The organism is Actinomadura sp. WMMA1423, assembly GCF_006547145.1.
Taxonomy (GTDB): domain Bacteria; phylum Actinomycetota; class Actinomycetes; order Streptosporangiales; family Streptosporangiaceae; genus Spirillospora.
In genome coordinates, this window is sequence record NZ_CP041244.1 from 3,232,417 (window position 1) to 3,257,538 (window position 25,122).

The window sequence follows — 25,122 nt, forward strand, 5'->3', positions numbered from 1 at the left end:
TAGTAGCGCACGTCTCCACGAGAACCTGGCAGCCCACCAGATCAGCCTTGCCAGCGAAGCCATGACCGCTATCGAACTGGCGGCCACCGGCCAGAAGCCGGAAGGGGGCGAGGATGAGCCTCAGACCCCTCTCTGACCACCAGCAGGGGAGGTGTTCGTCAGCGTGGATGGGCCGAGCGGCGCGGGGAGGTCCACGATCGTCCAGCATCCTTGCGCAACTCCTGGTGGCCGCTGGCGAAGAGGTCCACGTCACTGAGCGTTAGCGACAGCCGCGACTTCATACGGGAGGCTATGGACCGATGGACAGCGTGACCTGGCGAAAAGCGCAAAGAAGCAACGACCAGGCCCATGAGTGCGTTGAACTGGCGAAACTCCACGAAGGCATCGGCGTCCGGGACTCCCAAGATCCGGACGGGCCGAAACTCCTTCTCGTCCCCGCCGCGTTCCGCGCACTGCTCGCGGATCTCAAGCAGCAATGACCTCATTGCTTGGCGTCGTGCGGCGCGTCGTCGTCCAGGGCGGACAGGTCCACGTCCACGTCGGGAAGATCAGAGGCGTCGGTCCAGGTGACGGTGGGGTCGAGGGGCTTGACGCCCGCCTCGCGCAGGTCGGCCTCGGCTTCTTCCAGGGTGACGCCGCGCAGGGTGGCTATGGCCTGTGCTGACAGCACTCCGAGCGCGTAACCGTTGATCGCGCGGGCGAGCAGTCGCTGCGGTGCCCGCCGCTTTCCCGATTCGGCCGCTAGCGCGCGGTACTGGTCGGTCCACCCGAAGCGGGCCGCCAACTGGGGGGTGTAGACCTTCCGCCATTGCTCGCTGCTGGCGCGGTCGATGTATCCGGCCTCCTCAAGAGCGATCGCGGCGATCGCCGGGGACACCAGAAACCGCTGCACCACCGCCGACAACGATGCCAGGGGCACGTCCCGCCGATCGGCCAGGAACTCGCGCAGACCCTCGATGGGCAGGAGGAGGTGCCGGGCGAAGGCTCGACACCTGTCCTCCCTCGGAGACGGTTCGCTCCAGCCGCCCGCCTCGGTGTCGCCCCAGTCTTCGAAGACGACGTGCGCGAGTTCGTGGGCGAGGGTGCTGCGCTGGCGCATCGGATGCTCGGTGCATGCGACCCCGATGAACACGACTTGCCGGTCTGGGTCCCGCATCGCCAGGCCGTGCTCGTCGGGTCCCACGTCCAGCACCGCGACGTCGATCCCCGTCGTCTGCTCGATGACCGTCACCAGGTCTCCGAGCGGCTGCACCCCGAGGTGGTGCTCGCGACGGAACCGCCGCGCGGCGTCGAGGCCCTCGGCTTCCGCGTTCACCGTGCTCCGGCCTCCGTCTCAGACCGTCGCGGGGACGGCCTGGTCTTCCAGGTAGTCGTTCAGTTCCAGGAAACCGAGCAGCGCATCGCGCATCCCCTCCATGCCGCAGCCGTTCGTCGCCCGCGCCGCGCACTGCACGCGGTCCGCCACTGTCCCGGTGCCGGTCAACTGCGGGATGGTGTGCCCGGTCGCCTGAGCGATCAGCACGATCTCCGGCATCTTCGCCGCCCGATTCCCGGAGATGATCCGCGACAGAGTGGGTTGGGAGATGCCGGTCGCGTCCGCGAGCCCCCGCTGGCTCAGCCCGGCCGCCACCCGTGCACGCTCGATGAGCGCACCGACATTCGCCGTTGCCATGACCCACCCCTGAATCACTATGTCGCTATGTGATTCAGTCTAGGCGTGGTCGGCCGGCCGGTCAACCGGGGAAACGCCGGCCTCAGGCACCCCGGTCTAGAGGAGCTTCGGGGACCCGGACGCTGGAGACCGTCAGTCTGGACGCCCTCCGCACCGTGGCCGCAGCAAGTCCACCGCGAGGGGCTGGCCGATTTTTTCGCGGCGCAATTGGCGGCGTGCAAATCCACTTAAATAGTCATAAACCTCCCGACAATGGGAGTTTGGGGCTGCTCTTGTGGGTGATGGTGGGGGCGGCATCGTGTGAGGTGGTGTGGTTGGCGCGGTTGGTGGCGGTCAATGTTGGTATGCCCAGGGACGTCTCCTGGGAGGGGCGGACGGTGCGTACCGGGATCTGGAAGGAGCCGGTGCGCGGGCCGGTCATGGCGCGGCGCCTGAACCTGGACGGTGACGGGCAGGGAGACCTGGCGGGGCACGGCGGCGAGCAGCGCGCCGTGATGGTCTACCAGACGGATTCCTACCGGTACTGGGAGCGGGTGCTCGGACGCGATGATCTCGTGCACGGGCACTTCGGAGAGAACTTCACCGTCGAGGGCCTGCCCGACGACCGGGTGTGCATCGGGGACCGCTACCGGATCGGCGAGGCCGTCTTCGAGGTCACCCAGCCCCGGGTGACCTGCTACCGGGTCGGCATGCGCCTGGGCGAGCCGCGGATGGCGGCGCTGCTGGTGGCCCACCGCCGTCCCGGCTTCTACATGCGAGTGATCACCGAGGGCACGGTGGAGGCGGGGCAGGAGATCGTCAAGGTCGCCGACGGGCCGGGGGCGATGAGCGTCGCCGAGGTCGACGGGCTGCTGTACCTGTCCGAGCATCCCCGCGACCGTCTGGAGAGCGCGTTGCGCGTCCAGGCGCTCAGTCCCGGCTGGCAGGAGTCGTTCCGGGCCCTGCTGCGGCAGGGCGACGGCGGGCCGGGCGGCAATGCCGGACTGACCGCCGAAGCCACGGCGCCGCCGCCCGCCTGGACGGGATTCCGGCCCCTGCGGGTGGCGCGCATCGAGCGGGAGAGCCGCAGCATCGTGTCCGTGTGGCTGGCAGCCGAACGGGGTGACGCGCTGCCGCCCGCCCTGCCCGGCCAGTTCGTGACCGTCAGGCTGGACGCCGACGACCACGGGCCCGCGCTGGTCCGCAGCTACTCGTTGTCCGGCAGGCCCGGGGACCGGCGGTACAGGATCAGCGTCAAGGCCGAGCCGCACGGTGCCGCCAGTACGCGGCTGCACCGGTACCTGCGGGTCGGAGACACCCTCCAAGTGGCCGCGCCCCGGGGCACGTTCGTGCTCCCTCCCGGCGACGGACCCGTGGCGCTCGTATCGGCTGGTGTGGGCGCCACCCCCGTTCTCGCGATGCTCCAGGCCCTGGCCGAGTCGGGGACCACACGACGGGTGTGGTGGCTGCACGGCGCCCGGGACGGCTCCGAGCACGCCTTCGCCGCCGAGGTCCGCACTCTGCTGGACGGGCTCCCCCACGCCGACCTGCGGGTGTGCTACAGCCGTCCGCGCCCGCAGGACCGCCTCGGCGCCGACTACACCGACCCGGGGCACCTGGACGCGCTCCTGCTGGAAAGCGCCGGGGTGCCCGCCGACTCCGACGCCTACGTCTGCGGCCCGCCTTCGTTCATGGCCGCGCAGACCCGGGCGCTCGGCGAGCGGGGACTGGCCGCCGACCGCATCCACACCGAGACCTTCGGCGCCGGACCCTCCGTCACACCGGGCGTCACCGCCTCGACCGCCCGGCCGCCGCATCCGCCGGCGGGCCCTCCGGGTGCCGGGCCGGAGGTGTCGTTCGCCCGCAGCGGCATCCGGGCCCCCTGGGACGAGCACGGGTCCAGCCTGCTGGAGTTCGCCGAGTCATGCGACGTCCCCGTCCGCTGGTCCTGCCGCACCGGCGTCTGCCACACCTGCGAGACGGCCATGCTGTCGGGCGAGGTGGACTACGCCCCGGAGCCCGTCGCTCCTCCCGCGGACGGCAACGTCCTGATCTGCTGCGCCCGCCCGACACAGGAGACCGTCCTGGATCTGTGAGGAGGCGAGACCGGGCCGGCCTCCCGAGAGGAGGAGAACGTCATGGAGTACCTCGTCCGGTTCCAGGTCGACGTCCCCGCCGGGACCCTCGACGCCGAGATCGAGCGGCGCCGGGACGCGGAGGCGGCCGCGGCTGCCGACCTTGCGACACAGGGCCACATCGCCCGCATATGGGCCGTGCCCGGCGATTCCCCCATCCTCGGGCTCTACCGCGCCGACGACCGGGCCCAACTCGACGCCATGCTCCAGGGCCTACCGCTCTACGACTGGATGCGCATCACGGTCACGCCGCTCAGTCCCCACCCCAACGACCCCGCCCGCGCCGCCACCGGGCGCCTCCCCGAGCCCCGGTTGACGCTGGTGTACCGGCTGGAGGCCGCTCTCGGCGAGCCGCTGGACCTCGGCGAGGTCGCCGCGGGGCATCGGCGCATCGTCGCCCTGACCGGCGGCACCTTCGCCGGGCCGGACATCCGGGGGGTTCTGGTGCCGGGGGCGAGCGCCGACTGGCAGGTCGGGCTGGAGGACGGCACCGCGCTGGGCGACATCCGCTACACCCTGCGAACCGACGGCGGCGACCTGCTCTACGTCCGGTCGCGTTCGGTGCGTCACGGCAGCGCGGAGGTGCTCGCCCGGCTCGGCCGCGGCGAGGACGTCGACCCCGGCGAGTACGTCTTCCGGGCGGCCACCGAGATCGAGACCGCCGCCCCGGGCCTCGACTGGCTGAACAAGGGCGTCTTCGTCACCGTCGGCGGGCGCCGCCCAAAGGAGGTCGTCTACGAGACCTACCTCGCCGGCTGACCGACCGCCTCCCAGCCCCTGCGGCCGGGTGCGGTCACCCGAGACGGTCATCTGACCGGGGCGGACGCGGTTCTCTATATGCCGGCGATATGTACCGGCTCGTAGCATCGCGAGCATGCGCGTGTCGATCGTCGAGAACGAGCACCGCCGTCATGGATAGGCGCCCGGGGTTCAGCGCCCGGCTGAAGCTCACCCTCAGCTACGCCGGGTTCCTCCTTCTGGGCGGCGGCCTCCTGCTGGCCGTGTTCTGGGTCTTCGTGCTGCGCTGGATGCGCGATGTCGATCCCCCGGCCATCCAGAGGAAGTACGGCATCGTGATCGTGCTCGGGCCCGACCGCTCCGACCTCCTGCGGGGCTTCTATCCCGCCGCGGCCGCGGCGATGGGCTTCATCCTGGTGTTCGGCCTGCTGGGCGGGTGGATCCTCGCCGGCCGGATGCTCGCACCGCTCACCCGGATCACGGACGCGGCACGGATGGCCTCCGGCGGGTCGCTGTCCCATCGGGTCCGGCTGCGGGGGCGCAAGGACGAGTTCCGCGAACTCGCCGACGCGTTCGACGCCATGCTCGAACAACTCGAGTTCCACGTCGCCGAGCAGCAGAGGTTCGCCGCGAACGCCTCCCACGAACTCCGCACCCCGCTGGCCATCTCCCAGGCCCTGCTCGACGCCGCGCGCAACGATCCCGCTCGAGACCAGGGCGAACTCCTCGAACGCCTCCACACCGTGAACGCGCGGGCCATCGACCTCACCGAGGCCCTCCTGCTGCTCGGCCGCAGCGGACGCGGGAGCTTCACCCGCGAGCGCGTCGACCTGTCCCTCATCGCCGAGGAAGCCGCCGAAACGCTGCTCCCCCTCGCCGAACGGCGCCGGATCACGCTCGACGTCACCGGCGAGAAGGCACCCGCCCTCGGCTCCGCGCAGCTCCTCCTGCGGCTGGTGACCAACCTCGTCCAGAACGCCATCGTCCACAACCTCCCGGACGGCGGCAGGGTGACGGTCCACACGGAAGCGCGGCACGACGCGAGGATGCTGCGGGTCGAGAACACCGGTCGGCCGGTTCCACCGGAACTGGTACCGACCCTCACCGAACCCTTCCAGCGCGGCACCGGGCGCACGCGGACCGGCGAGCACGCCGGCGTCGGCCTCGGGCTGGCGATCGTGCACAGCATCGTCCGAGCGCATGACGGGACCCTCGACCTCGCCCCCCGCCCCACCGGGGGCCTCCTCGTCACGATCCGGCTGCCCGCGGAGCAGGCGGGAGCGGCTCAGCAGGCATCGTCCTTCAGCAGGGCTTGCGAGATCCGTTGACGGGACCGCCCGGCCGAGCATGCCTGGGCGCCCTTGCGGTTGACGGCCGCCTCTTCCGGGGCAGAGGGGTGATCATGGACATCAACTGCGTCATCGTCGACTCGGCCGACCCCGACCGGCTGGCGGCCTTCTGGAGCGAGCTGCTCGACCGACCGGTCGTCTCGCGTTCTGGGCCGTACATCTGGCTGGAACGCAGGAACGGGCTGGGCGTGGGCTTCCAGCGCACCGACGGCTCCAAACCCGCGAAGAACCGGCTGCACCTGGATCTGGAGTCGGAGGATCCGGCGGCCGAGCAGGCCAGAGTCGAGGCACTGGGCGGACGGCGCCTGACCGAGTACGACCCTGGAGGCTTCCTCGTCATGGCCGATCCCGAGGGCAACGAGTTCTGCATCATCCCGAAAGGCCCGTTCGAGCTCGACGACGAGGGCCGGGCGCACTACCTGACGGCGGACGCGCAGGCCACCTAGCACGACAAACCGCCCCAGATGCGTTGACTCGCGGCGTGTCGCCCTTCTGCGAGCACTGATAGGCGCGACACGCCGCAAGTCAACTAAGAACTCCGCCGCCGCCGGCGGCGGTGGTGGTGGTGGTGGCCCTTATGGGCCGTTGAGTCGATCAGGCGCCGTCTCGCAGTGCCCTCCTTGCGGCCCGCATCGCTTCGGTGGGCTTGTTGCGCGGGTCTGCCAGCGACTCCGCGAGTGTCTGCCCGGCCTGGCGGTTGCTCACCTCGGCCGCCGCGAAGGCACCCGCCCTCAAGGCGGGATCGGTCGTACGCAAACCCAGGAGATTGAGGTTCTCGGCCTGGTTTCCGCAGTTTCGCTGGATCTCCGCGAGGATTTCCCTGTCTCGACGTTCCCTCTTCGATGCCACGTCAGGCTCCTTCGGGTCTGGATTGCGGTGGAAGGACGGCTCGTGAAGACCCGTCCCGGCCACTACCGTCCCGCGCTCCCGCCCCTCGTCAAGGCACCGCCCGCTCGAACGCCGGGGGCTTCACGAGTCGGTGGAGCAGGGGGAAATGTCGCTGCTACCTGGTCGTCCGTGGCGGACCGCACGGGCGGGCGAGGGTGGCGCTGGTAGGATCTCGGCCGATGCGCGGGCGGTGGTGAGTGACGGATCGGCCCGCCCGGCGTGACGCCGCCGGTCCCGGATCGGCGCAGGATTCTGTTCGCCCGCAGGTCCCACAGTTAGGTTCCCGGTGTCGTTCTCCCCTTCGGCCGTTCGCCGCAACTGGCTGTTCTGCGCGGTGCTGCTCGTGGGCATCGTGCTGCGCGTGCTCGCCATGGTGGGGTTCCGGGGCGTGCTGTGGTTCAACGACAGCTACGACTACGTCCGGATCGCGGACGACCCGTTCCCCCATCCGCTGAGGCCGTCCGGGTACGGGCTGTTCCTCTGGGGGCTGAAGCCCTTCCACAGCCTCGCGCTGGTGACGGTGCTGCAGCACGCGGCGGTGCTCGGGCTGGCGGTGCTCGGGTACCGGATGCTCGTCCGCGACTTCGAGGTGCGGCGGACGTGGGCGGCGCTGGCCGTGGCGCCGGTCCTGCTGGACGCCTTCCAGGTCACGCTCGAGCACCTGCTGCTGTCGGACACCCTGTTCACCGTCCTGCTGTTCGGGGCGATGCTGCTGCTGGCCAGGCCCGGGGCGGCCGGGTGGCGGCGGGCCGCGCTGGTGGGGGCGCTGCTCGGCGTGGCGGCCGTCACGCGGACCGTGGGCGTGCCGCTGTTCCTGATCGCCGTCCTCTACCTGCTGCTCAGGCGGACGCGGTGGCCGGTGTACATGGCGCTCGCGGTGACGTTCGCGCTGCCGGTCGGGGCCTACGCGACGTGGTTCCAGCGCGAGCAGGGCCGGTTCCAGATGACCGGCGTGGACGGGATCTTCCTGTGGGGGCGGACGGCCGCGTTCGCCGACTGCGACGCGTTCACGCCCCCTCGGGACCTGGCGAGCCTCTGCCCGTACGGAGCCAAGGGCGACCGGTCCGCCTCGTCCCACCAGATCTGGGAGGACAACTCGCCGACCGGCTGGTCCAACGGGAAGGCGTTCGACGCGGAGACGAACGCCCGGGCGCAGCGGTTCGCCCTGTGGGCGATCAAGAACCAGCCGCTCGACTACCTGCGCGTCGTCTCCTACGACTTCTTCGTCCGGACGTTCTCGTGGCACCGGTCGCGCTACCCGACCGTGGGCACCGAGGCCAGGTACCACTTCCCCACGCGCCCCACGGCCCGCAAGCCCCGGCTGCCCGTCTACGGCGGCGGCGACCGGCGGTCGGTCGTGTACGAGTACTCGCACGGAACGGGCCGTACGCACGTCGTCGAGCCGTACGCCGGGATGCTGCGCGGCTACCAGAAGCATGTGAGCGTGCCGGGGACGGTGCTCGGAATGGTCCTGCTCGCGGGCGCCGCGGGGATGGTGTGGCGGCGGGAGCGCGCACGGACGGCGCTGTTCTGGACCTCCGGCGTCGCCCTCCTGGCCATCCCTCCGATCACGGTCGACTTCGACTACCGGTACATGCTGCCCGCCCTGCCGTTCGCGTGTTTCGCCGCCGCGCTGGCGTGGGGCCGCCGCCGTCCGGCCCGGCCGGAGTCCGAGCCGGTCGAGGCCGCACCCGAAGTGGCGGCCCCCGCCGCGCAGCCCGCCGAGGCCTGAGCTCCGCCCTCCAGAACGACCAGGCGCTCCGGGACGTGGGGAGATCCGGGATACGTAGGTCGTCCGGATGGGCGGGTGTTCGAATTGAGTAGAAGAGCGGATATCTCTGGTCCGCAGTGATCGTCAGACTTGGGCGCATGCGTCGATTCGTGATTCCGGTGGTCGTCCTCCTCGCCGCCGGATGCGGGGTGGGAGGCCGGAGCCCTGAGGACCAGGCCACCGAGCAGGCGCGCAAGCTCGCCGACCGGGCCGGGAACCGGATCTACGACTCCCGGACGCGGCCCGCGCAGGACGTGGCGCACCGGGCGGCGGACCTCGACGGCGTGGAGGTCATGCGCGTGACCGGCGCCTCGACCGCCGGGGACGGGATCCGGCTCGTGCTCCGGACGTCCGGCACCGCGCCGGACGGCGGCTGGTTCGCGACCTCGACGGTCACCGTGCGGCGGTGCTTCGAACTGCGGTTCTCCACCACCACCGAGTGGGAGCACTACGGGACCAGGGAGGTGACGTGCCCGGCCGGCGGACCGCTCGCGTTCAAGCCGTGGCCGAAGGCGCCGAGGATCCCGTTCGAGCGGCTGCGGAAGGCGCTGCCCCGCGTCCCCGAGGGAGGCCGGGCGGACGAGGCGAAGGTCCGCGCGGCGGTCGGGTCGCTGCGGCTCGACCCGGCGGTCCGGCGCGAGTTCCAGACCGCGGGCGGCCGGGTCGGCGTGGCGCTCACGGTGAAGCCCTACTGGGCGGACACGGCCGACTGCGTCCTCGCGATCGTCGAGCCGGGCCACACCAACGTGTGGACGCCGCCCCGCGTGCAGCGCATGCCCGGAGAGGGCGGTTGCAGCACCGCCAACGCCCTCAACCCGCTGCCGCCGCCGCACTGACGGCGCGGGGTCAGCGTATGAAGGGCCGCGGTGGCGGCGGGGGTGGCGGAGGCGGAGGCGGCGGAGGGGGCCCGGGGCGGTTCACCTCGATCTCGCCGCTCATCAGCGGGCGCTCCTTCGCCATCCGCATGCCGGGCACGCCCAGGAGGACGCCGGGGACGCACAGCACCGCGCACACGATCAGGCCCCGGAAGAGGATCTGCTCCCCCTCCCCGGGGTCGGCGTCCAGCGCGGACATCACGAAGCGCGTGAACACCACCAGCGCGGCGCAGACGACGAGGTGCCCGGCGATGATCAGGAGCCGGCCGATCCGGTCGCGGGCGCCGCGGCGGCGGGCGCCGCGCCACAGGTAGCGGCCGATCGTCAGCACGGTGGTTCCGACGATGACGACGGTGAAGCTGTCGACCAGCGGTTTCAGCTCTCCGCCCGCGTCGTCCGGCCCGAAGGAGCCGAGCCCGGAGCGCAGGTCGGCGCCGGAACCGGCGCCGAGCACCGTCTGGACCCCGGACAGGAACCCGAGGATCATCGCCGCGGCGCCGATGATGATCAGGAGCAGGCCGAACAGTAAGAACAGGACATTGGGGCGATGGGTCGCCCGGTGGTGGGGCTGCGTCATGGGATGGTCCCCCGGTGCGGTCGGACTCCGGTGCGGCGTCGGCCCCCGTACGGCGGCGCCTCCTACCCAGGCTCGCCGAGACCGCTTCCGGACGCCATGGGAACGTGTCACTGAGTGACCCGCCCGTGGCTTTTCGTCCGCCCGGCCGCGACCATCGAGGCATGGAGGGCATGCCAGGCATGGACGACCGCACCGTCACCGGGCGGGTCGTCGCCGTCCTCGACGCGGTCGCCGGGTACGGCGGGCCGGTCTCGCTGGCCGAACTGACGCGTGCGGTCGGCGTCCCCAAGCCCACCGTGCGCCGCATCGCCGCCGACCTGGTCGCGCGGCGGATGCTGCGGCGGGGGCCGGACGGGCGCTACCTGCTCGGCCCGCACCTGCTGGACCTCGGGAGGCGCGCGGCCCTGCAGCAGGATCTGCTCACGGTCGCCACCCCGCACGTGCAGGACCTGTTCGCCCGCACCGGCGAGATCGCGTGGGTCTGCCAGGTCGGGGACGACTCGATCACCTTCCTGACCATGGCCTTCGGCGCCGATCGGGCCCCCGACGTGCGGCGCGGCGAGTGGGCGAACGACCTCCGCAGCGCGGCGACGCAGACCTCCGCGGTGGGGCGGATGCTGCTGGCCGAGCGGCCCGAGCTGCTGGAGAGCCTGCGCGGACGTCCCCCGGCGCCGCAGACCCCGCGCGGCACCACGTCCTGGCCGCGCTTCCTGGACGAGCTCGACGCCGTGCGCGACACCGCGATCGCGGTCGAGCACGAGCAGTGCCATCTCGGCTTCAGCTGCCTTGCCACGGGCGTGCGCGATCCGGAGGGCGGGCTGATCGGCGCTCTCGGGGTGACCGGGCGCACCGGCAGGCTGTCCACCCGTCGCATGGCGCGGCTCCTGCCGACCGCGGCGGAGGCCATCGCCCGGGACACCGGGATGCTGCTCGCGTCTCCCCGGCCTCCGGCGGAGCGTCACCCGTCCTGAAGGCCGGGCGTCACCCGTCCTGAAGGCCGAGGCGGGCGGCGGCGACCCTTTTCGGAACGACCATTCGCCACGCGTCGATGACGAGTTCCTCCATCTCGGCCTCGTCCAGCGCTCCCGTCCATGCTTGTACCCAGTTGAAACGCATGTCGGATTGGCCCGGCAGATGGAATTTCTCCGGCTCGGATTCGACGAGCGCGAGCCGCTCCTCCTTGGGGAACGCGAAGCCCATCACGGTCTCGTCCCGCGAGAAGGCGACGTAGACGATGGAGCCGACGCGGAACTTCACCCGGTCCCTGATGAGGTGCTCGGACGTGCGCGGCAGCGTCATCGCCAGGGCCCGCACCTGCGCAACGGTGATCATCCTGTCCTCCTGTGGCCACGGCGCTCCTAGCAAAGCATCCCGGAACGCGCGACCCGGTCGGCGACTTCTGGACCGCCGTGACGCTCGTTCAGTCGAGGTTGGGTCGCAGGGGTCGGGGGTACGGCGGCGTCAGGGGGCACGATGGAAGTAGGCACCGGACTTCGCACCATCGCCAGTGATCGGCCTGCCACCGAGACGGTCGAGCGGCTCGAGTCCGCGATCGTCGAGGCGGGGTTCGCGGTCTTCGCGCGGGTGGACCACGCGGGCAAGGCGGCCGAGGTCGGGCTGCGGCTCCCGCCGACGGTCCTGCTGATGTTCGGCAACCCCCGGGTCGGGACCCTGCTGATGCAGGACCGGCGGAGCAGCGCCATCGACCTTCCCACCAAGGTCCTCGTCTGGGAGGACGAGGACGGCAAGGCCTGGCTCACCTACAACGACCCCGCCTGGATCGCTGAGCGCCACGGACTGAGAACCGCGAACAAGGACACCGGCAAGGCCATCGCGGGCATGGAGGCGAATATCGCCGCGATAGTCCACCAAGCGGGGGGCGAATCGGCGCCTGCTGACTGATTCCGCCCTTCCGGGCCGATCGCCTTCCAGGGGATCGGAACCGCCGAATGCGAGCCCGTGGCCGGGGCCGGTCTTGACGTGCTCCCGGGCTTACCGGTGACTTGTTAGATTTGCCGCGTGAACGAACTGGTGCGCTGGCAGACCGAGAACGGGACCATCATCGTGGAGACCGACGACCGGGAGCCGGGGTTCCAGTCGGTGTCCCGCGCCGGCGAGCTGGTCCACGACGCGGCGGGCAGGTTCGAGGACGCGTTCCAGCACGTCCGGGAGGCGGCGCAGTCGGCGCTCGCGTCGCTGCGCGGAGGCGACCTGAACCCGGACGGCGTCGAGCTGGAGTTCGGCGTCAAGCTCAACGCCGCCGCCGGGGCCGTCATCGCGAAGACGACCGTCGAAGGCCACCTGAAGGTCAAGATGACGTGGGGGCAGCAGCCGCGCGCCGCGGAGGAGGCGTAGCCGCATCGTGGACGACTGGCAGTGGCGCGCCTGGGTCGGCCCCCCGGCCGGTGGCGAGGGCGGCCCCCCGGCCGGCGGCAAGCTCGGCGCCGCGTTCCTCGTCACCGAGACCCGGCTGCTGACCTGCGCCCACACGGTCCACGGCCTGGAGGAGGCGAGCGTCGGGTTCCCCGGCCTGCTGGAGGGCCTTCCCGCCCGGGTCGTGCGGTGCGGCGACTGGCGGCGGGCGGGCGATCCGGGCGACGTCGCCGTCCTCGAACTGCACGAGCCGGTCACGCTGACCCCCGCGACGCTGGCCGCGCCGGACGGCCTGAACGAGGCAGGCCTGGGCGGCCGGACGTTCGGGGTGTGCGGGTTCCCGCGGCGCCCTGACGGGAACGAGCGGCACGCGTCCGTGACGGCGTTCCCGCATCGCGGGATGCGGCGCGAGTGGTGGGAGCTCAAGACCGGACCGGGCGACTGGCTGGAGGAGGGCTACAGCGGGTCCGCCGTGTACGACCCGGCGACGGGCGAGGTCATCGGCATGGTGACGAACGCCGAGCTGCGGCACGACGACCGGGCCGACCTCGGCTGGATGCTGCCCATCTCGCACATCCGTACCTACTGGGAGGAACTAGACGACCTGCTGCCGCTGCGGTGGCTCACCCCCGAAGCCCGCCGCGAGCTGCGGGAGCTCCTGGACGGCGTCCGCTACACGGGCCCGCTCACCGCCGACCTCGAACGGATCACCGGCCGGCGGGCGCTCGGCGGCTTCCGGTCGGCGTGGGGGTCGGTGCGCTACGTGGCCGAGGGGTGGGCGGAGGACCGGCTCGTCCGGTACGTCGCGTCGCTCGGGCAGCACCTCCCGGACCCCGCCCGTCAGCGGCTGACCTCCTGGTCCGCGCGGCACCTGCCCGGAGCCGCGCCCGCCGCGCCGCGCTCGGGCCCCGCGTCGGTGATCGTGCGGCTGGAGCGCGCCACGTTCGACAACGCCTTCGACGTGACCGTCCACACCTGGATCGACGGCGCCGAGGGGCCGGGACGTCCGACCGAGCGCGTGCCGGAGAAGCGTGTGCGGCCGGTGGTGGAGGCGGCGGTCGCCGAGCTCGCGCCCAAGCTGTTCGGCCGCGAGTGGATGATCGAGTTCGCGGTGCCGGAGGGCTGGCTCGGCAAGCCGTTCGAGCAGTGGTACGTCGACCCCCGCAACAGGCTCCCCATGCGGATGTACCCGGTGGTGGTGCGGGACGTCGAGCGGTTGCAGCCCGGCTCGTTCCGCCGCGACCAGGCCCACCACCGCTGGCGGCTGCTGAACCAGCGCGGTCGCAGCGACCCGCGCCCGATCGCGTGCGACGCGCCGCGCAAGGGCAGCGAGTTCCAGGACTGGCTGGAGGCGAACATCGACTTCTGCGTCCTCGTGTACGGGTCGCGCCCGGTGAAGAGCTGGCTGACGGCCGCGCTCAACAACGGCATCCCCGTGATGCTGTGGACGCGCACCCGGTGCGACGCCTCGTCCCATGAGGACTGCCGTGGGCACCACCTCCTCGACGAGCTGACCGCGGCGGTCGGCGAGAAGCATCCGGGCGACCTTCCGCGGCTGGCGCTCGCGCTGCGCAAGGCCGCGCTCGTCGCCCCCAGGGACGCCCCCCACTGCGGGCGCGACCTGACGCTGCTGTGGGACGATCCGTCCCGGCTCCCCGACCCCCCGCTCGCGATGGAGGCATAGGTGCCCGACTGGCTGCTCTACACAGGGAGCCGACGCACGCACGACGGCATCGACCGGCTTCCTCCACCGCCGCCGTGGCGCGCGTTCGACGGCGAGCCCGTCCTGGAGCCCCCCTCCGGTGGTTCCGAGAACGAGCACCAGGCGACGACGTACCGCCCGTCCGACGATGCCGTGCAGCAGGTCAACGCCGCCTTGTACCTGCGTCGCCCGCTGCTGGTGACGGGGCCGCCCGGCACCGGAAAATCGACGCTGGCCTACGCCGTCGCCCACGAACTGGGGCTCGGACGCGTCCTGCACTGGCCCATCACCAGCCGGACCACCCTCCGCGACGGCCTCTACCAGTACGACCCCCTCACCCGCCTGTACGCGGCAGGGCGGCATGACGCGGAGGGACGGCGCGGCCGGGCGGGCAGGGACGGCGCGCCGTCCGAGGAGGACATCGGCCGCTACATCCGGCTCGGGCCGCTGGGCACGGCGCTGCTGCCCTACCGGCGGCCGCGCGTCCTGCTGGTCGACGAGATCGACAAGAGCGACATCGACCTGCCGAACGACCTGCTCACCATCTTCGAGAAGGGCGAGTACGAGCTGCCCGAGCTGACCCGGCGGGCCGAACCGGACGCCGAGGTCATGACCGCCGACGGGCCCGGCGCACGGGTCACGGTCACCGCCGGGACGGTCCGCTGCCGCGCGTTCCCGCTGGTCGTCATGACCAGCAACGGCGAGCGCGAGTTCCCGCCCGCCTTCATCCGGCGCTGCGTGACCGTGGAGCTGCGGCAGCCGGTGGACGGCGAGGAGCTGGCCGCCATCGTCCGCGAGCATCTCGGGCCGCTCGCCGACCAGAGCGACGACCTCGTCCGCCGGTTCTTCGAACGCTCCGCGTCCGGCACGCTGGCGACCGACCAGCTCCTCAACGCCGTCTACCTGTGCCGCCACGCCGACACCGAGGACCGCCGCGCCCTGGCCGACCGCATCATGCCCTACCTGACCGGGCCCGTGGATGACGACGAGTAGCCGGGCCGGGTAGCCGATGACGATCGAACGGCTCCGGGACGTCCTGTCGGCCTTCGGGCCGCCGCCGGACGCGCGCGAACTGAGCGAGATGCTGTGGCTCGCCTGCCACATCTCCCCGGCTGAGAAGCAGGGCCCTGCCGTCCCTCCGGTCGCGCCTCCGGTCGTCGAGGAGCCCGCCGACGCCCCCGGTCCGCTCAAGCCGCCGGAGCCCGCGCCGCCCCTTCCGTCCGAGCCGCTGACGGAGCTCCACCCGCGTCCGGCCGCCGAAGCGGAACCGGTGGGGCGGGCGTCGGAGGTGCTCGTGCCGACCGCGCCGATGCTGGCCGACCCGCTCGGCGTCCAGCGGGCGCTGCGCCCGCTGAAGCGGCGCGTCCCGTCCCGGCACCGCGTCGAGCTGGACGAGGAGGCGACCGCCGCGCGCATCGCCGACACCCGCCTGTGGACGCCCGTCCTCGTCCCGTCGTCCGAGCGTTGGCTCGGCCTCAGCCTGGTCATCGACACCGGCCCCACCATGCGGCTCTGGCGCCCCCTCGCCGGTGAGCTGGCCGAGGCGCTGCTCCGCCAGGGGGCGTTCCAGGACGTCCACATCAGCTACCTCGACGAGACGGGCCGCGTCTCCTCCACACCCGACGCGCCGCCCCAGGACCCGGGAACGCTCCTGGACCCCTCCGGGCGGCGGGCCGTGCTCGTCCTCAGCGACTGCTCGGGCCCGCACTGGTGGAACGGACGCGCCGTCCAGGCCGTGCGGCGCTGGGCCCAGACCGGGCCGACCGCGATCGTCCAGCCGCTCGCCGAACGCCTCTGGCGCCGCACCGCCGTGCCGACCGCGCCCGGCCTCGCCGCCCTCCCCCGCCCCGGCGCCCCGAACACCGACCTGCGCTTCGCCCCCTACGACGGCGCCGCCGGGGCGGGCATGCCCGTCCCCGTCCTGGAGATCGCACCGCGCTGGTTCGGCGCGTGGGCCCGGCTGGTCTCCGGTTCCGAACCGCAGCCGGCGGCCGTCGCGACGCTGCCCGCGCGCCCGTCCGGCGCGGCTCCGGTACGGCGCGAGCGGGAACTGCCGGTCGCCGAGCGCGTCCGCCGCTTCCTCGCCGGCGCCTCCCCGGCCGCCGCCGAACTGGCCGCCCACGTCGCCGTCTCCGTCCCGTCCCTGCCGGTGATGCGCCTGATCCAGCACCGGATCCTCGGAGGCTCGGGCCCGGGGCAGCTCGCCGAGGTCCTGCTGAGCGGGCTGCTCCGCCCGGCGGGCGGCCCGCGCTACGAGTTCGTCCCCGGCGCCCGCGAGGCCCTCCTCGACACCCTCCCGCGCCCGGAGGCCCTGCACACGCGGCACGTCCTCGAAGCCGTCTCCGCGGAGATCGAGCGCCGCGCCGGGACGTCCGCCGAGACGTTCCGCGCCCTCCTGCCCGAGGACGGCGGCCCGGTCGTCCTCACCGCCGAAACCGACCACTTCGCCCTCCTCAACCCCCAGACGCGCTCCCACCTCACCCCCTCCCCCGCTCCACCGGCGCCTGCTCCCGACCTGCTGGAGCTTCTCGGCACCCCGGTCGAGGAACTGATGGACGACTGGGACCCCGGCCCGCTGCGCCCGGCGGTGATCGGCGTGGACGGTGAGGACCTCGTGTCGCTGAACGTCCTGGAGGGGCATCCCGACCTGCCGCACGGGCTGATCAACGGCCCCCGGGCGTCCCGGGACGCGCTGCTGCGGACCCTCGTCCTGGGCCTGGCGCTCAACCACTCACCGAACGTGGTCAACTTCGCGTTCGCCGACTTCAGCCGGGGCCTCTCCTTCGTGGGGCTGGGGAGCCTCCCCCACGTCGCCGCGGCCGTCCACCCCGGGTCGGCGGACTCTCCGCTGCTCGGCCGGTTCGTGAGGGCTCTGGAACTCGAGCGGGGACGACGCGAGGACTTCCTCGAGTACTTCGATTTCCCGACGTGGGACGCGTATCAAGCGGCCTTCCTGGAAGGCCGGCGACTCACCCCGCTGCCCGCCCTCGTCGTGGTCCTCGACAACGCCGGTCCCCTGCTGGAGGCCCGCCCCGACCTCCTCGAGCCTCTCGCCGCGCTCTGCGAGGCGGGACCGGCCCAGGGGATCAGGTTCGTCTTCTGCTCCCCGAACGACGCGGTCACGCCGCCCGAGCTCTCCGGTCTCGCCGGATGGAACGTCGGCCTCCCCAGCCGCATGGGCGATCACCTAGCGTCCGTCCACATCTTCGGGCAGGAGGCCCGGCCCGCCTTCGAGCCCGCACGCGTCTCACTCGACACCGGCGACCTGCTCGCGGAACTGACGCGGCGACGCGGCCTGAGGGCGAGCGACATCCCCTGGCCCCCGGAATCCGCGGAACCCGCCGAACCCGCGGAACCCGCCGCACCGGCGCCGGCACCCCCTTCCCAGCCCACGGCCCTTCCCGAGTTCGACGTCCTGCGGCTGAACGGCGGCGGGCCGGGGATGCTGCTGCACGAGACGTGGGCCCTGTCCGCCGACACCCCGCGCAGCCCGGCGATCGGTTACCGGCCGGGCGGCCACCTCCTCAGCCTCTATCCGCTCGACCGCTCCTCAGGCATCCCGCACGGCCTGATCGTCGGCAGTCCGGAGGACCGCCGGAAGGTCCTCCGCGCCATCACCCTGGCCCTCGCCGCAGGACATTCCCCGGCGGATCTGCAATTCGTCTTCGCGGGCCTGGGCGAGCACCCCCTCGGTGAGCCCATAGGCCTACCGCACACCCGTTACTCCGAGGAAGAGCTGCTGGGCTCGCCGGAGAGGCTCCGGCGGTTCTTCGACTTCCTCTACGGCGAGCTCGAAGCGCGGTCCGCGGAAACGCCGCAGGAGGCGCCGCGGTCTTCGCGGCCCAGCAACTACCTCTGGTCGGTCGACGAGCTGTACGAGCGGTACCGCCAGGACCCCCATTCGGTCGCCCGGGTCTGGTGGGAGTTCTTCCAGGACTACCAGCCGGGCGAGCAACCCTCCGCCCCGCCTCCCGATTCGCCGTTCGAGGCGCGGCCGCGCCTCCTGGTGGTCGCCGACCTGTCGCTCACGTTCCCGCACAGCAGGCCCGAGGTCGGCGAGACGCTCCTCTCGCTGGCGCAGCGCGGTAGAGCGCTCGACGTCCAGTTGCTGCTCACCTCGTCCACCGTCGAGAACACGACGATCTGGGGCCGCTTCCTGCCCCTCCTCGGCTGGCGCATCGCCGCGAACCGCCTACCGCCCGACCAGCTCCAGCACGTCCTCGGGCAGGCAGCCCTGGATTTCCAGGACGAGCCGCAGACGGCCTACCTCCTCGCCGGAGGCGGCTCGCCCCAACCGTTCACCCTGGCACCGGAGCCTTCCCAGATCGACGTGGCCGACTTCGTCCGGCGGACACGCGAACCTCCACGCCCCTCGGAGACCCCTCCAGACGGAACCGACCTGGAAGATCTGGCACACACGATCGCCCGGACACTCGACGACCTGGACGAGGCGATCGAGACCGAGAAGCGGCACGTCGATGGCGACGTCGACACCGCGACCGTCCGGGCGGCCCTGTGGGAACTCGTCGGACCCGACATCGAAGCCCTGCGTTCAGGTGATCGTCTACGCCCCGGGCCCCTGCTCTTTCCGGGGCCTTTCATGCCGGAGATGACCGTGGCGGCGAGAGTGTACGGGTGGGTGCTCGCCCAGTTCGGCGTGCTCCCGCGCGTCGGCCACGACTTCTTCACCTTCTACAGAACGGCCCTTCATCGGGGCGACGCATACTTTCAGGAGTTCACCGACCTCCTTCTGACGCGCCCGGGAGGCATGATCCTTCTTCGGGACGAACCCGGCCGCAGCACCGAAGCCGACGATCTGATCGTGGAGACGCTCACGCTGATCCATACGGCGCCGGCCAAACCCTTCGTAGTCGTCCACTGCGCAGCCCCGGAACAGCTCGAAGAACTGGGCAGGCGTCTCCCCGAGTTCGAAGGCCGCTTCAGGTGGGTGCACGCCTTCGACGCGGCACGGCGGCCGCGGAGCGTGCGTCTCGGGAGCGATCCGGAGACGGGCGAGCCGGTGCTCCTGGACTTCAGCACCGATCGCCACCTGCTCATCAGCGGACCGAGCGACACCGGGAAGTCGCCCCTGGTGCACAGGATGGCCGAGGAACTCGCATCGATCGGCTCCCAGGACGATCGCCTCGTCTACGTCCTGGACACGTACATGAGCCCGCGCGACCTGGCGGACGCAGAGGCGCGGGGGCAGGCGGGCGTACGGTACACCGCGTCGCCGGAGGAGTTCGGCACGCTGCTGGCCGAGGCCCTGCGGGCCCCCAGGCCCCGCCTCAGTGGCAGAGGTCCCGAGGTCTACATGCTCGTAGCGCACAGTCCTCGCCTGGCCAGGAAGGACCCGATCGCGGCGGCCGTTCCCGATCTGAGGAGGATGCGCGAGTCCCACGTCCACCTCGTCCTGGCGCAGCACGGCATCAGCGCCGGGGAGCCGCTCGACCCCGTGGTCGCTCTCCTCCGGGAACTCGGCTCCCCCGTCCTGCTGACGAGTTACACAGGCGGCCCTGAGGCGAGCCTCTGGGGCGTGCCCTCCTCGTCGCAGGGCCCTCTGGAGCTCGGTGAGGCGCTGCTGGCGCATCCCGGGCGGCAGCGGGTGGTGCGGCTCGACAACCCCGTCCGATGATATTGGATCGAGCTGTCCATAACGTGTTACCGTGGCGGTATGGCGCGGCCGAGGAAGTTCGATGAGGGGCGGGCCGTGGAGGCGGCCATGCGGGCCTTCTGGGCGGACGGGTACGAGGCGACGTCGACGCAGGAGCTGTGCGCGGCGACCGGGCTCGGACGCAGCAGCATCTACAACACGTTCGCGAGCAAGCGCGACCTGTTCGTCAAGGCGCTGACCCACTACATGGAGGTGCGGACCACCCGGCTCGTCACCCAGCTCCGGGACGGCGAGGGGCAGGTGCGCGAACGCCTCCGGACGGTCCTTGACTGGGCCGCCGTCCCGGACGACGACGACCCGTCGGGTTGCCTGGTCGTGAACGTGACAGTGGAGCTCGGCCCGCACGACCCCGACATCGCCGAGCGGCTCGAGCGGGACCGGCGGCGGCGGTTCGCCACCCTGAAGGCGGCGATCGAGGACGGGATGCGCGACGGCGAGATCGACGCCGCCAAGGACGCCGGCGCGCTGGCGCACTTCATGATCTCCACGATCAGCGGCATCCAGGTGGCGGCGCGGGGCGGCGCCGACCGCGCCACCCTCAAGGCGATCGCGGACACCGCGATGCTCTCCCTCTGACCCGGGCGGCCGGCGAGCCGCCCTTTTTCACGTCCCGGTTTTGTACTGATCCATCCAATACAGGAGGACACCGATGCCACTGGCCGTCTACGTGCTGGGGGTGGCGATCTTCGCGCAGGGCACCTCGGAGCTGATGCTCGCGGGGCTGCTTCCCGGCATGGCGCACGACCTCGGAGTGTCCGTGCCCGCCGCCGGGTGGCTGATCTCGGCGTTCGCGGTCGGAATGCTGGTGGGGGCGCCCGTGCTCGCCGTCCTGACGCTGCGATGGCCGCACCGGCGCACGATGCTGGCGTTCCTCGCGGTGTTCGCGCTGACGCACGCGGTCAGCGCGCTCACCCCCGGCTACTGGACGCTGTTCGCGATGCGCATCGTCGGCGCGTTCGTCTACGCGGGGTTCTGGGCGGTGGCGGCGGCGACCGCCGTGAACCTCGTGCCGCGGGACGCGCGCGGGAAGGCGATGAGCGTCGTCGCGGGCGGCCTCACGGTCGCCGCGATCGTCGGGCTGCCCGCCGGGACGGCGGTCGGGCAGCACCTCGGCTGGCGAGCGGCGTTCTGGGCGGTCGCGGCGATGTCGGCGGCCGCGATGGCGGGGGTCGCCGCGACGATCCCCACCGCGCGCGCCGACGCCGCGCCGCCCCGGGTGCGCGACGAGGTGCGGGCGATGGCCGTGCCGCGCCTGTGGCTGCTGTACGGGACGACGGCCCTGGCCACGAGCGGGCTCCTCGCCACCTTCGGTTACCTGGGCGCCTTCCTTACAGAGACGACGAGGATCGCCGAGGCGTGGGTGCCGGGCGTGCTCGCCCTCTACGGCGTCGGCGCGCTGATCGGGATCACGCTCGGCGGGCGCACGGCCGACAGGTGGGGCGACCAGACGCTGTACGCGGGCTTCGCGGGGCTCACGGTCGTGTCCGTGCTGCTCGCCCTGGCGGCGCGGTCGCCCCTGCCCGTGGTGGTCCTGGTGTTCCTGCTGGGCTTCGTCGGCTTCGGGACGAATCCGACGCTGAACTCGCGGGCGTTCGGGCTGGTGGACGGCGCGTCGACGCTGGTCGCGGCCGGGAACGTCGTCGCGTTCAACATCGGCATCACGGCGGGCCCGTGGCTCGGCGGGCTCGCGATCGGCGCGGGGAAGGGCTACACGTCCACCGCCTGGATCGGGGCGGCGCTGGGCCTCGCGGCGATCGGCGCCGTGGCGGCCGGCACGTTGACCGGTGCGCGGGCGTCGGGGCGGCGGCCCGCAGAGGAGACCGACCCGACCAAGGCCCCGGCCGACGCGTGACGAAGGACCGGTGCGGACGCTCCTGCCCCGGTCCTTCCACGAGTCAGGAGCAGGAGGGGGCGCGGAACGCCCACAGGGCCCGGCGGCCCGGGTGCTCCGCCAGCGTGAAGACGCGGTGGCGGCCCCGGTAGCAGGACAGGTCCTCCGGCCCGTAGGAGATCGTCCGGCGCTGGACCGCGGCCCAGCCCTGCCCGGTGTGGCGGGTCGACAGGAGGCGGCCGCGCTTGCTTCCCAGGCTCTGGGTGAACCACCACCGCCCGTGCGTCCTGACCGCACCCTGGATCATGTCCGCCGGGAGCCGCGCGCCGCCGTCGGCTCTCACGGTCCCGCCTCCGGCGAAGTCCTCCAGCGGCCAGGTCACCACGCGGCCCCGCGCCCATCCGGTTCGGCAGTACTCGCCCGCGATGAGGACGTGCGGGCGCGTGGTGCGGTCGATCGCGGTCCACGACATGCGCAGCGGGCCCGTCCCCCGGCACTTGGCGCCCGCCGAGCCTCGCGCGAACTCCCAGTCGTTCGTCTGCGCCATCACGTACCGGAACCCGTGGGCGTAGTAGGTGCCGCCGTGCAGGCCGATCCGGTCGGCGTGGCCGGTCGATCCGGCGCCGCCCGCGGCCAGGTCGAAGATCTGCCGCATGTCGAACTCGCGCAGCCCGTGCCGGGTGTCGGCGACGTACAGCTTGTCGCCGTACCAGGCGATGCCGCCCGCGTGGACGCCCACGTCGGTGTAGGTGGGACGCCCGCCCCGCATCACCGGCTCGACGAGTAGAACGTGCCGGTACGTGCGCCGGTCGGGGTCGACGAACGTGAGCCTGACCCGTCCGCCGTTGTGCCAGGACACCACGATCGGCCTGACGCCGCCGGCCCAGCGCTCGCCCGCAGCCGCGTCCGAGACGGACGTGACGCCCTGCGGGACCCAGCTGCGGGTCGTGCCGTCCGACCTGGTGAAGCAGTAGACGAGGGAGCCGGCCGGGACCCCGGCCGCCTTCCCGCAGCCGCCGCCCAGCCTGGCGTGGCCGGACGCGCGGAGCAGCCCGCTCACATCGGTCCGGCGGAGCCGGTCGCCGAGCGCCCGGACCGGCCCGCCGCGGTCGGTGCCTGGGCGCAGGTCGAAGTCGCGCGGGTTCAGGGGCGCGGCCAAGGCCCCGGTCCCGGCCGGGGCCGCGTGCGCGGCGCCTGGAGCGGCGGCGGAAGCCGCGGCCGCGAGGACGCCCGCCACGACGGCCGCCGCCGTCCAAGGCCGCGGGCGTGCCGTCGCATCGAGTAGCGAGTTGATCACGGAAGATCAGATACCCCGGCCCGGTGGTGCGGACGACCCGTTCATGATCTAGGGGAGGGCAACTTAAGTTTCGCGGTCCATTACTCCGGCGGCGTCAACCCGTGCGCCGCTCCAGGGGTCGTGGGGGGACGGACCGTCACGGACGGGACGGCCCCCACCAGGGAGGACCGTCCCGTCCGAGGGCGGGTCAGCGCAGGGCGCACGTCCCCGAGTCGGACTTCGCCGGGTCGCTCTCCGAGGTCCCCGTCAGGCGGAGGAGCGCGTGGCGGGCGGCGCCCGGCTCGGCCTTCGCCCACACCTCGACCTTCGTGCGGCCCCCCGCCGGCGCGGTGGCGAGTTCGTTCGGCAGCACCGTCGTCCAGCCGTCACCGGAGACGGCGGCCTTCAGGCGGAACACGTCGGAGGCGTGGCGGCCGTCGCCGCCACGCCCCGTGTTGGTGAGCGTCATCGTGCACTTCGTCCAGCCCGCGGCGGTCCGCCGCCCCGGGCCCGAGTCGACCCGGACACCGCGCCGCTGCGGCCCGGCGCCGTCCAGCGAGCCGACCGCGACCGTGTAGGACAGGACGCCCCTGCGGTCGCGCTTGAGGTTCAGGACGTAGAAGTGCAGCCGGTTCGCCTGGTCGACGTACTCGTACTCGCTGCCCGAGCCCGTTCCGGCGTGGTAGAGCGCGTCGGAGAGCTGGCGGTAGTCGCCGATCGTCATCTTCTGCGGCGTGCCGTCCGGCAGGACGAAGTCGACCTTGTCGATGTCCTGCGGGTTGGCGTCCTCCACCCAGATGAACGGGGCGCGGTCCTGGTCCTTCGTCTTCGCCAGCAGGACGCCGGAGTCGGGCGTGAAGGAGTCGGTGCCCATCCGGTCGACGACCTCGAGGGTGTAGTTGTCGTAGCCGCCGCCGTCGCACAGCGGGTCGGTGCCGGTGTCGCACTTGGGGCTCTTGTCGCCGCCTGTGCCGAGCTGGATGTTGATACCGGTGAGGCCGCCCTTGCCCGGATCGACCGACCGGGCGGTCACGTTGGCGACGGCCATGCCGGACGCGGCGAGCGCGTCCCGGCTGAGCTGGAGCACGTTCCCCGTCTCCACCATGCCGAGCTTCAGCTTGTTGCGGAGCATGTGCTGCGCGCCCATGGACCCGCCGCCCGTCGCCGGGATCGTCCACCGGCTGTGCGGGCCGCCCGGCCCGTTGAACGTGCCGCGGCTGAGCATGTCCCAAGGGCCGCTGTAGGCGCGGCGTGGCGGAATGCCGTAGGGGTTGTTGTAGTTGTCGCCGATCCCGAGGATGTGGCTGAACTCGTGGGCGTAGACCGACATGCCGGAACTCTCGGCCTGGGTCGAGGAGACGCCCGGGATGGCGTTCGGCCAGATCGTCGAGCCCGCCTGCCAGGACGTCCAGGGGACGTACCGGGTCTTCACCCAGTTCGTCAGGCTCGGGTCGCCCGGGCCCCACTCGTCCGGCACCCGCTCCTTCGTGCCGAACTTCATCTCGCCGAACTCCTGCCAGGTGGACGACTCGTCCTGCCCGGCGCTGAGGAAGAAGACGAAGTCGAACTTGTTCGCCGCCTCCTCTCCGATGTCGGCGACCCAGGCGTCCCGCGCGTCCTTGCGCAGGTCGCGGCCGCAGGTGTCGCCGGTCGGGCAGCCCGTGCCGCCCTGCATGCCGTCCACGCCGTACTCGTGGTCCTTGGCGGGCATCTTGTAGGCGCCGAACCCGGTGAGGTCCACCCCGAACCGGCCGCCGGAGTCCTCCATCCAGTACTCGTGGAGGGTGTGGCCGTGGTTGAGCTGCTGCGGCTTGTTGAGGAAGTCCTGGTAGAACTTCGCCACCCGCTCGCGGGGGACGTCGCCGACCTCGACCGGGTTTCCGAAGACCGACGAGTTCTTCGGCTGCGTGACCTCGAACGGCTGGTTCGGGTAGTCGGCGAGGACGACCGCGACGTTGAAGTTCTTCACCGACCCCTTGCGGGCCGGGTCCGACCACGACGTGCCCGGGATCGAGGTGTAGTCGTCCCAGGTCATCGTGTCGGGAAGCTCGTAGTTCTGGGGGTCGATCGGGCGCGGGGCGCCCGCCGCGAACGTGCGGGCGGACGGCTCGGCCCGCTGCCACGGCTGCGTCCTTGGCCAGTGCCGCATCTGCCACGGGTTCGGGGTCGGCTTCGGGATCGAGGGTCTCGGCTGCGCGGCAGCCGGGACGGCCGCGAGTCCCACGACCAGCCCCATCGCCGCCGCGGGCACCAGCAGAATCTTCTTGGCGCGCATGTCTCCC

22 protein-coding genes are annotated in these 25,122 nt (G+C 72.2%); 15 read left to right on the plus strand and 7 right to left on the minus strand.

The genetic code is table 11. From position 1 onward, the window contains the following. The first annotated feature begins 299 nt into the window (after positions 1 to 299). Complete coding sequence (locus tag FKD65_RS15055; RefSeq protein WP_141578093.1) at positions 300 to 479, plus strand: DUF397 domain-containing protein; 180 nt, start codon at positions 300 to 302, stop codon at positions 477 to 479. Between the two features lie 2 nt (positions 480 to 481). Here the strand turns inward: FKD65_RS15055 and FKD65_RS15060 are convergent, their stop codons facing one another. Both FKD65_RS15060 and FKD65_RS15065 read right to left on the minus strand, forming a co-directional pair. Next, positions 482 to 1,315 (minus strand): ImmA/IrrE family metallo-endopeptidase, encoded by an 834-nt coding sequence (locus FKD65_RS15060; RefSeq protein ID WP_141578094.1) that lies wholly within the window; start codon positions 1,313 to 1,315, stop codon positions 482 to 484. 18 nt (positions 1,316 to 1,333) lie between these two features. After that, positions 1,334 to 1,672 carry a helix-turn-helix transcriptional regulator gene (locus tag FKD65_RS15065; protein WP_141578095.1) on the minus strand — a complete coding sequence of 113 codons (339 nt, stop codon included), beginning with the start codon at positions 1,670 to 1,672 and terminating at the stop codon, positions 1,334 to 1,336. A gap of 344 nt (positions 1,673 to 2,016) precedes the next feature. On the opposite strand from FKD65_RS15065, the gene FKD65_RS15070 reads away from it, so the two are divergent. The 4 genes from FKD65_RS15070 to FKD65_RS15085 all read left to right on the plus strand — a co-directional run bounded on the left by FKD65_RS15070 (position 2,017) and on the right by FKD65_RS15085 (position 6,319). After that, positions 2,017 to 3,747: an MOSC and FAD-binding oxidoreductase domain-containing protein gene (locus FKD65_RS15070; RefSeq protein ID WP_205718671.1), complete on the plus strand. Its 1,731-nt coding sequence runs from the start codon at positions 2,017 to 2,019 to the stop codon at positions 3,745 to 3,747. A gap of 42 nt (positions 3,748 to 3,789) precedes the next feature. Beyond that, positions 3,790 to 4,545, plus strand: coding sequence for a muconolactone Delta-isomerase family protein (locus FKD65_RS15075; protein ID WP_141578096.1), 756 nt, complete (start codon positions 3,790 to 3,792; stop codon positions 4,543 to 4,545). A 152-nt stretch (positions 4,546 to 4,697) separates the two neighbouring features. Continuing rightward, positions 4,698 to 5,852, plus strand: coding sequence for a HAMP domain-containing sensor histidine kinase (locus FKD65_RS15080; RefSeq protein ID WP_141578097.1), 1,155 nt, complete (start codon positions 4,698 to 4,700; stop codon positions 5,850 to 5,852). A 74-nt stretch (positions 5,853 to 5,926) separates the two neighbouring features. Then, positions 5,927 to 6,319: a VOC family protein gene (locus tag FKD65_RS15085; protein ID WP_141578098.1), complete on the plus strand. Its 393-nt coding sequence runs from the start codon at positions 5,927 to 5,929 to the stop codon at positions 6,317 to 6,319. 148 nt (positions 6,320 to 6,467) lie between these two features. On the opposite strand, the gene FKD65_RS15090 is transcribed toward FKD65_RS15085, so the two are convergent. After that, positions 6,468 to 6,722 carry a hypothetical protein gene (locus FKD65_RS15090; protein ID WP_141578099.1) on the minus strand — a complete coding sequence of 85 codons (255 nt, stop codon included), beginning with the start codon at positions 6,720 to 6,722 and terminating at the stop codon, positions 6,468 to 6,470. A gap of 325 nt (positions 6,723 to 7,047) precedes the next feature. On the opposite strand from FKD65_RS15090, the gene FKD65_RS15095 reads away from it, so the two are divergent. Both FKD65_RS15095 and FKD65_RS15100 read left to right on the plus strand, forming a co-directional pair. Further along, the gene (locus tag FKD65_RS15095) at positions 7,048 to 8,493 is read left to right on the plus strand and encodes a hypothetical protein (protein WP_141578100.1); all 1,446 of its coding nucleotides are present in this window, start codon (positions 7,048 to 7,050) and stop codon (positions 8,491 to 8,493) included. 137 nt (positions 8,494 to 8,630) lie between these two features. Beyond that, positions 8,631 to 9,368 (plus strand): translation initiation factor IF-2, encoded by a 738-nt coding sequence (locus FKD65_RS15100; RefSeq protein WP_141578101.1) that lies wholly within the window; start codon positions 8,631 to 8,633, stop codon positions 9,366 to 9,368. A gap of 10 nt (positions 9,369 to 9,378) precedes the next feature. Here FKD65_RS15100 and FKD65_RS15105 read toward each other — a convergent pair whose 3' ends face one another. Further along, positions 9,379 to 9,984: a hypothetical protein gene (locus FKD65_RS15105; protein ID WP_141578102.1), complete on the minus strand. Its 606-nt coding sequence runs from the start codon at positions 9,982 to 9,984 to the stop codon at positions 9,379 to 9,381. A gap of 161 nt (positions 9,985 to 10,145) precedes the next feature. On the opposite strand from FKD65_RS15105, the gene FKD65_RS15110 reads away from it, so the two are divergent. Then, positions 10,146 to 10,955, plus strand: a complete 810-nt coding sequence (locus FKD65_RS15110; protein ID WP_141578103.1) for an IclR family transcriptional regulator — start codon at positions 10,146 to 10,148, stop codon at positions 10,953 to 10,955. 10 nt (positions 10,956 to 10,965) lie between these two features. On the opposite strand, the gene FKD65_RS15115 is transcribed toward FKD65_RS15110, so the two are convergent. Then, positions 10,966 to 11,316: an MmcQ/YjbR family DNA-binding protein gene (locus tag FKD65_RS15115; RefSeq protein ID WP_141578104.1), complete on the minus strand. Its 351-nt coding sequence runs from the start codon at positions 11,314 to 11,316 to the stop codon at positions 10,966 to 10,968. Positions 11,317 to 11,457: 141 nt separating this feature from the next. Between FKD65_RS15115 and FKD65_RS15120 the strand changes: the two genes are divergently transcribed. The 7 genes from FKD65_RS15120 (at position 11,458) to FKD65_RS15150 (ending at position 21,585) form a co-directional block, all read left to right on the plus strand. Next, positions 11,458 to 11,886: a DUF302 domain-containing protein gene (locus FKD65_RS15120; protein WP_141578105.1), complete on the plus strand. Its 429-nt coding sequence runs from the start codon at positions 11,458 to 11,460 to the stop codon at positions 11,884 to 11,886. A 117-nt stretch (positions 11,887 to 12,003) separates the two neighbouring features. Beyond that, on the plus strand, positions 12,004 to 12,339 hold the full coding sequence (locus FKD65_RS15125; protein WP_141578106.1) for a CU044_2847 family protein: 336 nt from the start codon (positions 12,004 to 12,006) through the stop codon (positions 12,337 to 12,339). A gap of 7 nt (positions 12,340 to 12,346) precedes the next feature. Beyond that, positions 12,347 to 14,041 (plus strand): trypsin-like peptidase domain-containing protein, encoded by a 1,695-nt coding sequence (locus FKD65_RS15130; protein WP_168221049.1) that lies wholly within the window; start codon positions 12,347 to 12,349, stop codon positions 14,039 to 14,041. After that, positions 14,042 to 15,052: a MoxR family ATPase gene (locus FKD65_RS15135; RefSeq protein WP_141578108.1), complete on the plus strand. Its 1,011-nt coding sequence runs from the start codon at positions 14,042 to 14,044 to the stop codon at positions 15,050 to 15,052. It begins immediately after the preceding gene. A gap of 16 nt (positions 15,053 to 15,068) precedes the next feature. Next, positions 15,069 to 19,694, plus strand: a complete 4,626-nt coding sequence (locus FKD65_RS15140) for an SAV_2336 N-terminal domain-related protein (RefSeq protein ID WP_141578109.1) — start codon at positions 15,069 to 15,071, stop codon at positions 19,692 to 19,694. A 39-nt stretch (positions 19,695 to 19,733) separates the two neighbouring features. Then, positions 19,734 to 20,309 carry a TetR/AcrR family transcriptional regulator gene (locus tag FKD65_RS15145; protein WP_141578110.1) on the plus strand — a complete coding sequence of 192 codons (576 nt, stop codon included), beginning with the start codon at positions 19,734 to 19,736 and terminating at the stop codon, positions 20,307 to 20,309. Between the two features lie 73 nt (positions 20,310 to 20,382). Further along, positions 20,383 to 21,585 (plus strand): Cmx/CmrA family chloramphenicol efflux MFS transporter, encoded by a 1,203-nt coding sequence (locus tag FKD65_RS15150; protein WP_141578111.1) that lies wholly within the window; start codon positions 20,383 to 20,385, stop codon positions 21,583 to 21,585. A gap of 43 nt (positions 21,586 to 21,628) precedes the next feature. Here FKD65_RS15150 and FKD65_RS15155 read toward each other — a convergent pair whose 3' ends face one another. Next, positions 21,629 to 22,861, minus strand: a complete 1,233-nt coding sequence (locus FKD65_RS15155) for a hypothetical protein (RefSeq protein ID WP_141578112.1) — start codon at positions 22,859 to 22,861, stop codon at positions 21,629 to 21,631. 187 nt (positions 22,862 to 23,048) lie between these two features. Beyond that, a complete protein-coding gene (locus FKD65_RS15160; protein ID WP_240810159.1) occupies positions 23,049 to 25,115 on the minus strand; it encodes a M6 family metalloprotease domain-containing protein in 2,067 nt (688 codons plus the stop codon). Between the last annotated feature and the right edge of the window lie 7 nt (positions 25,116 to 25,122).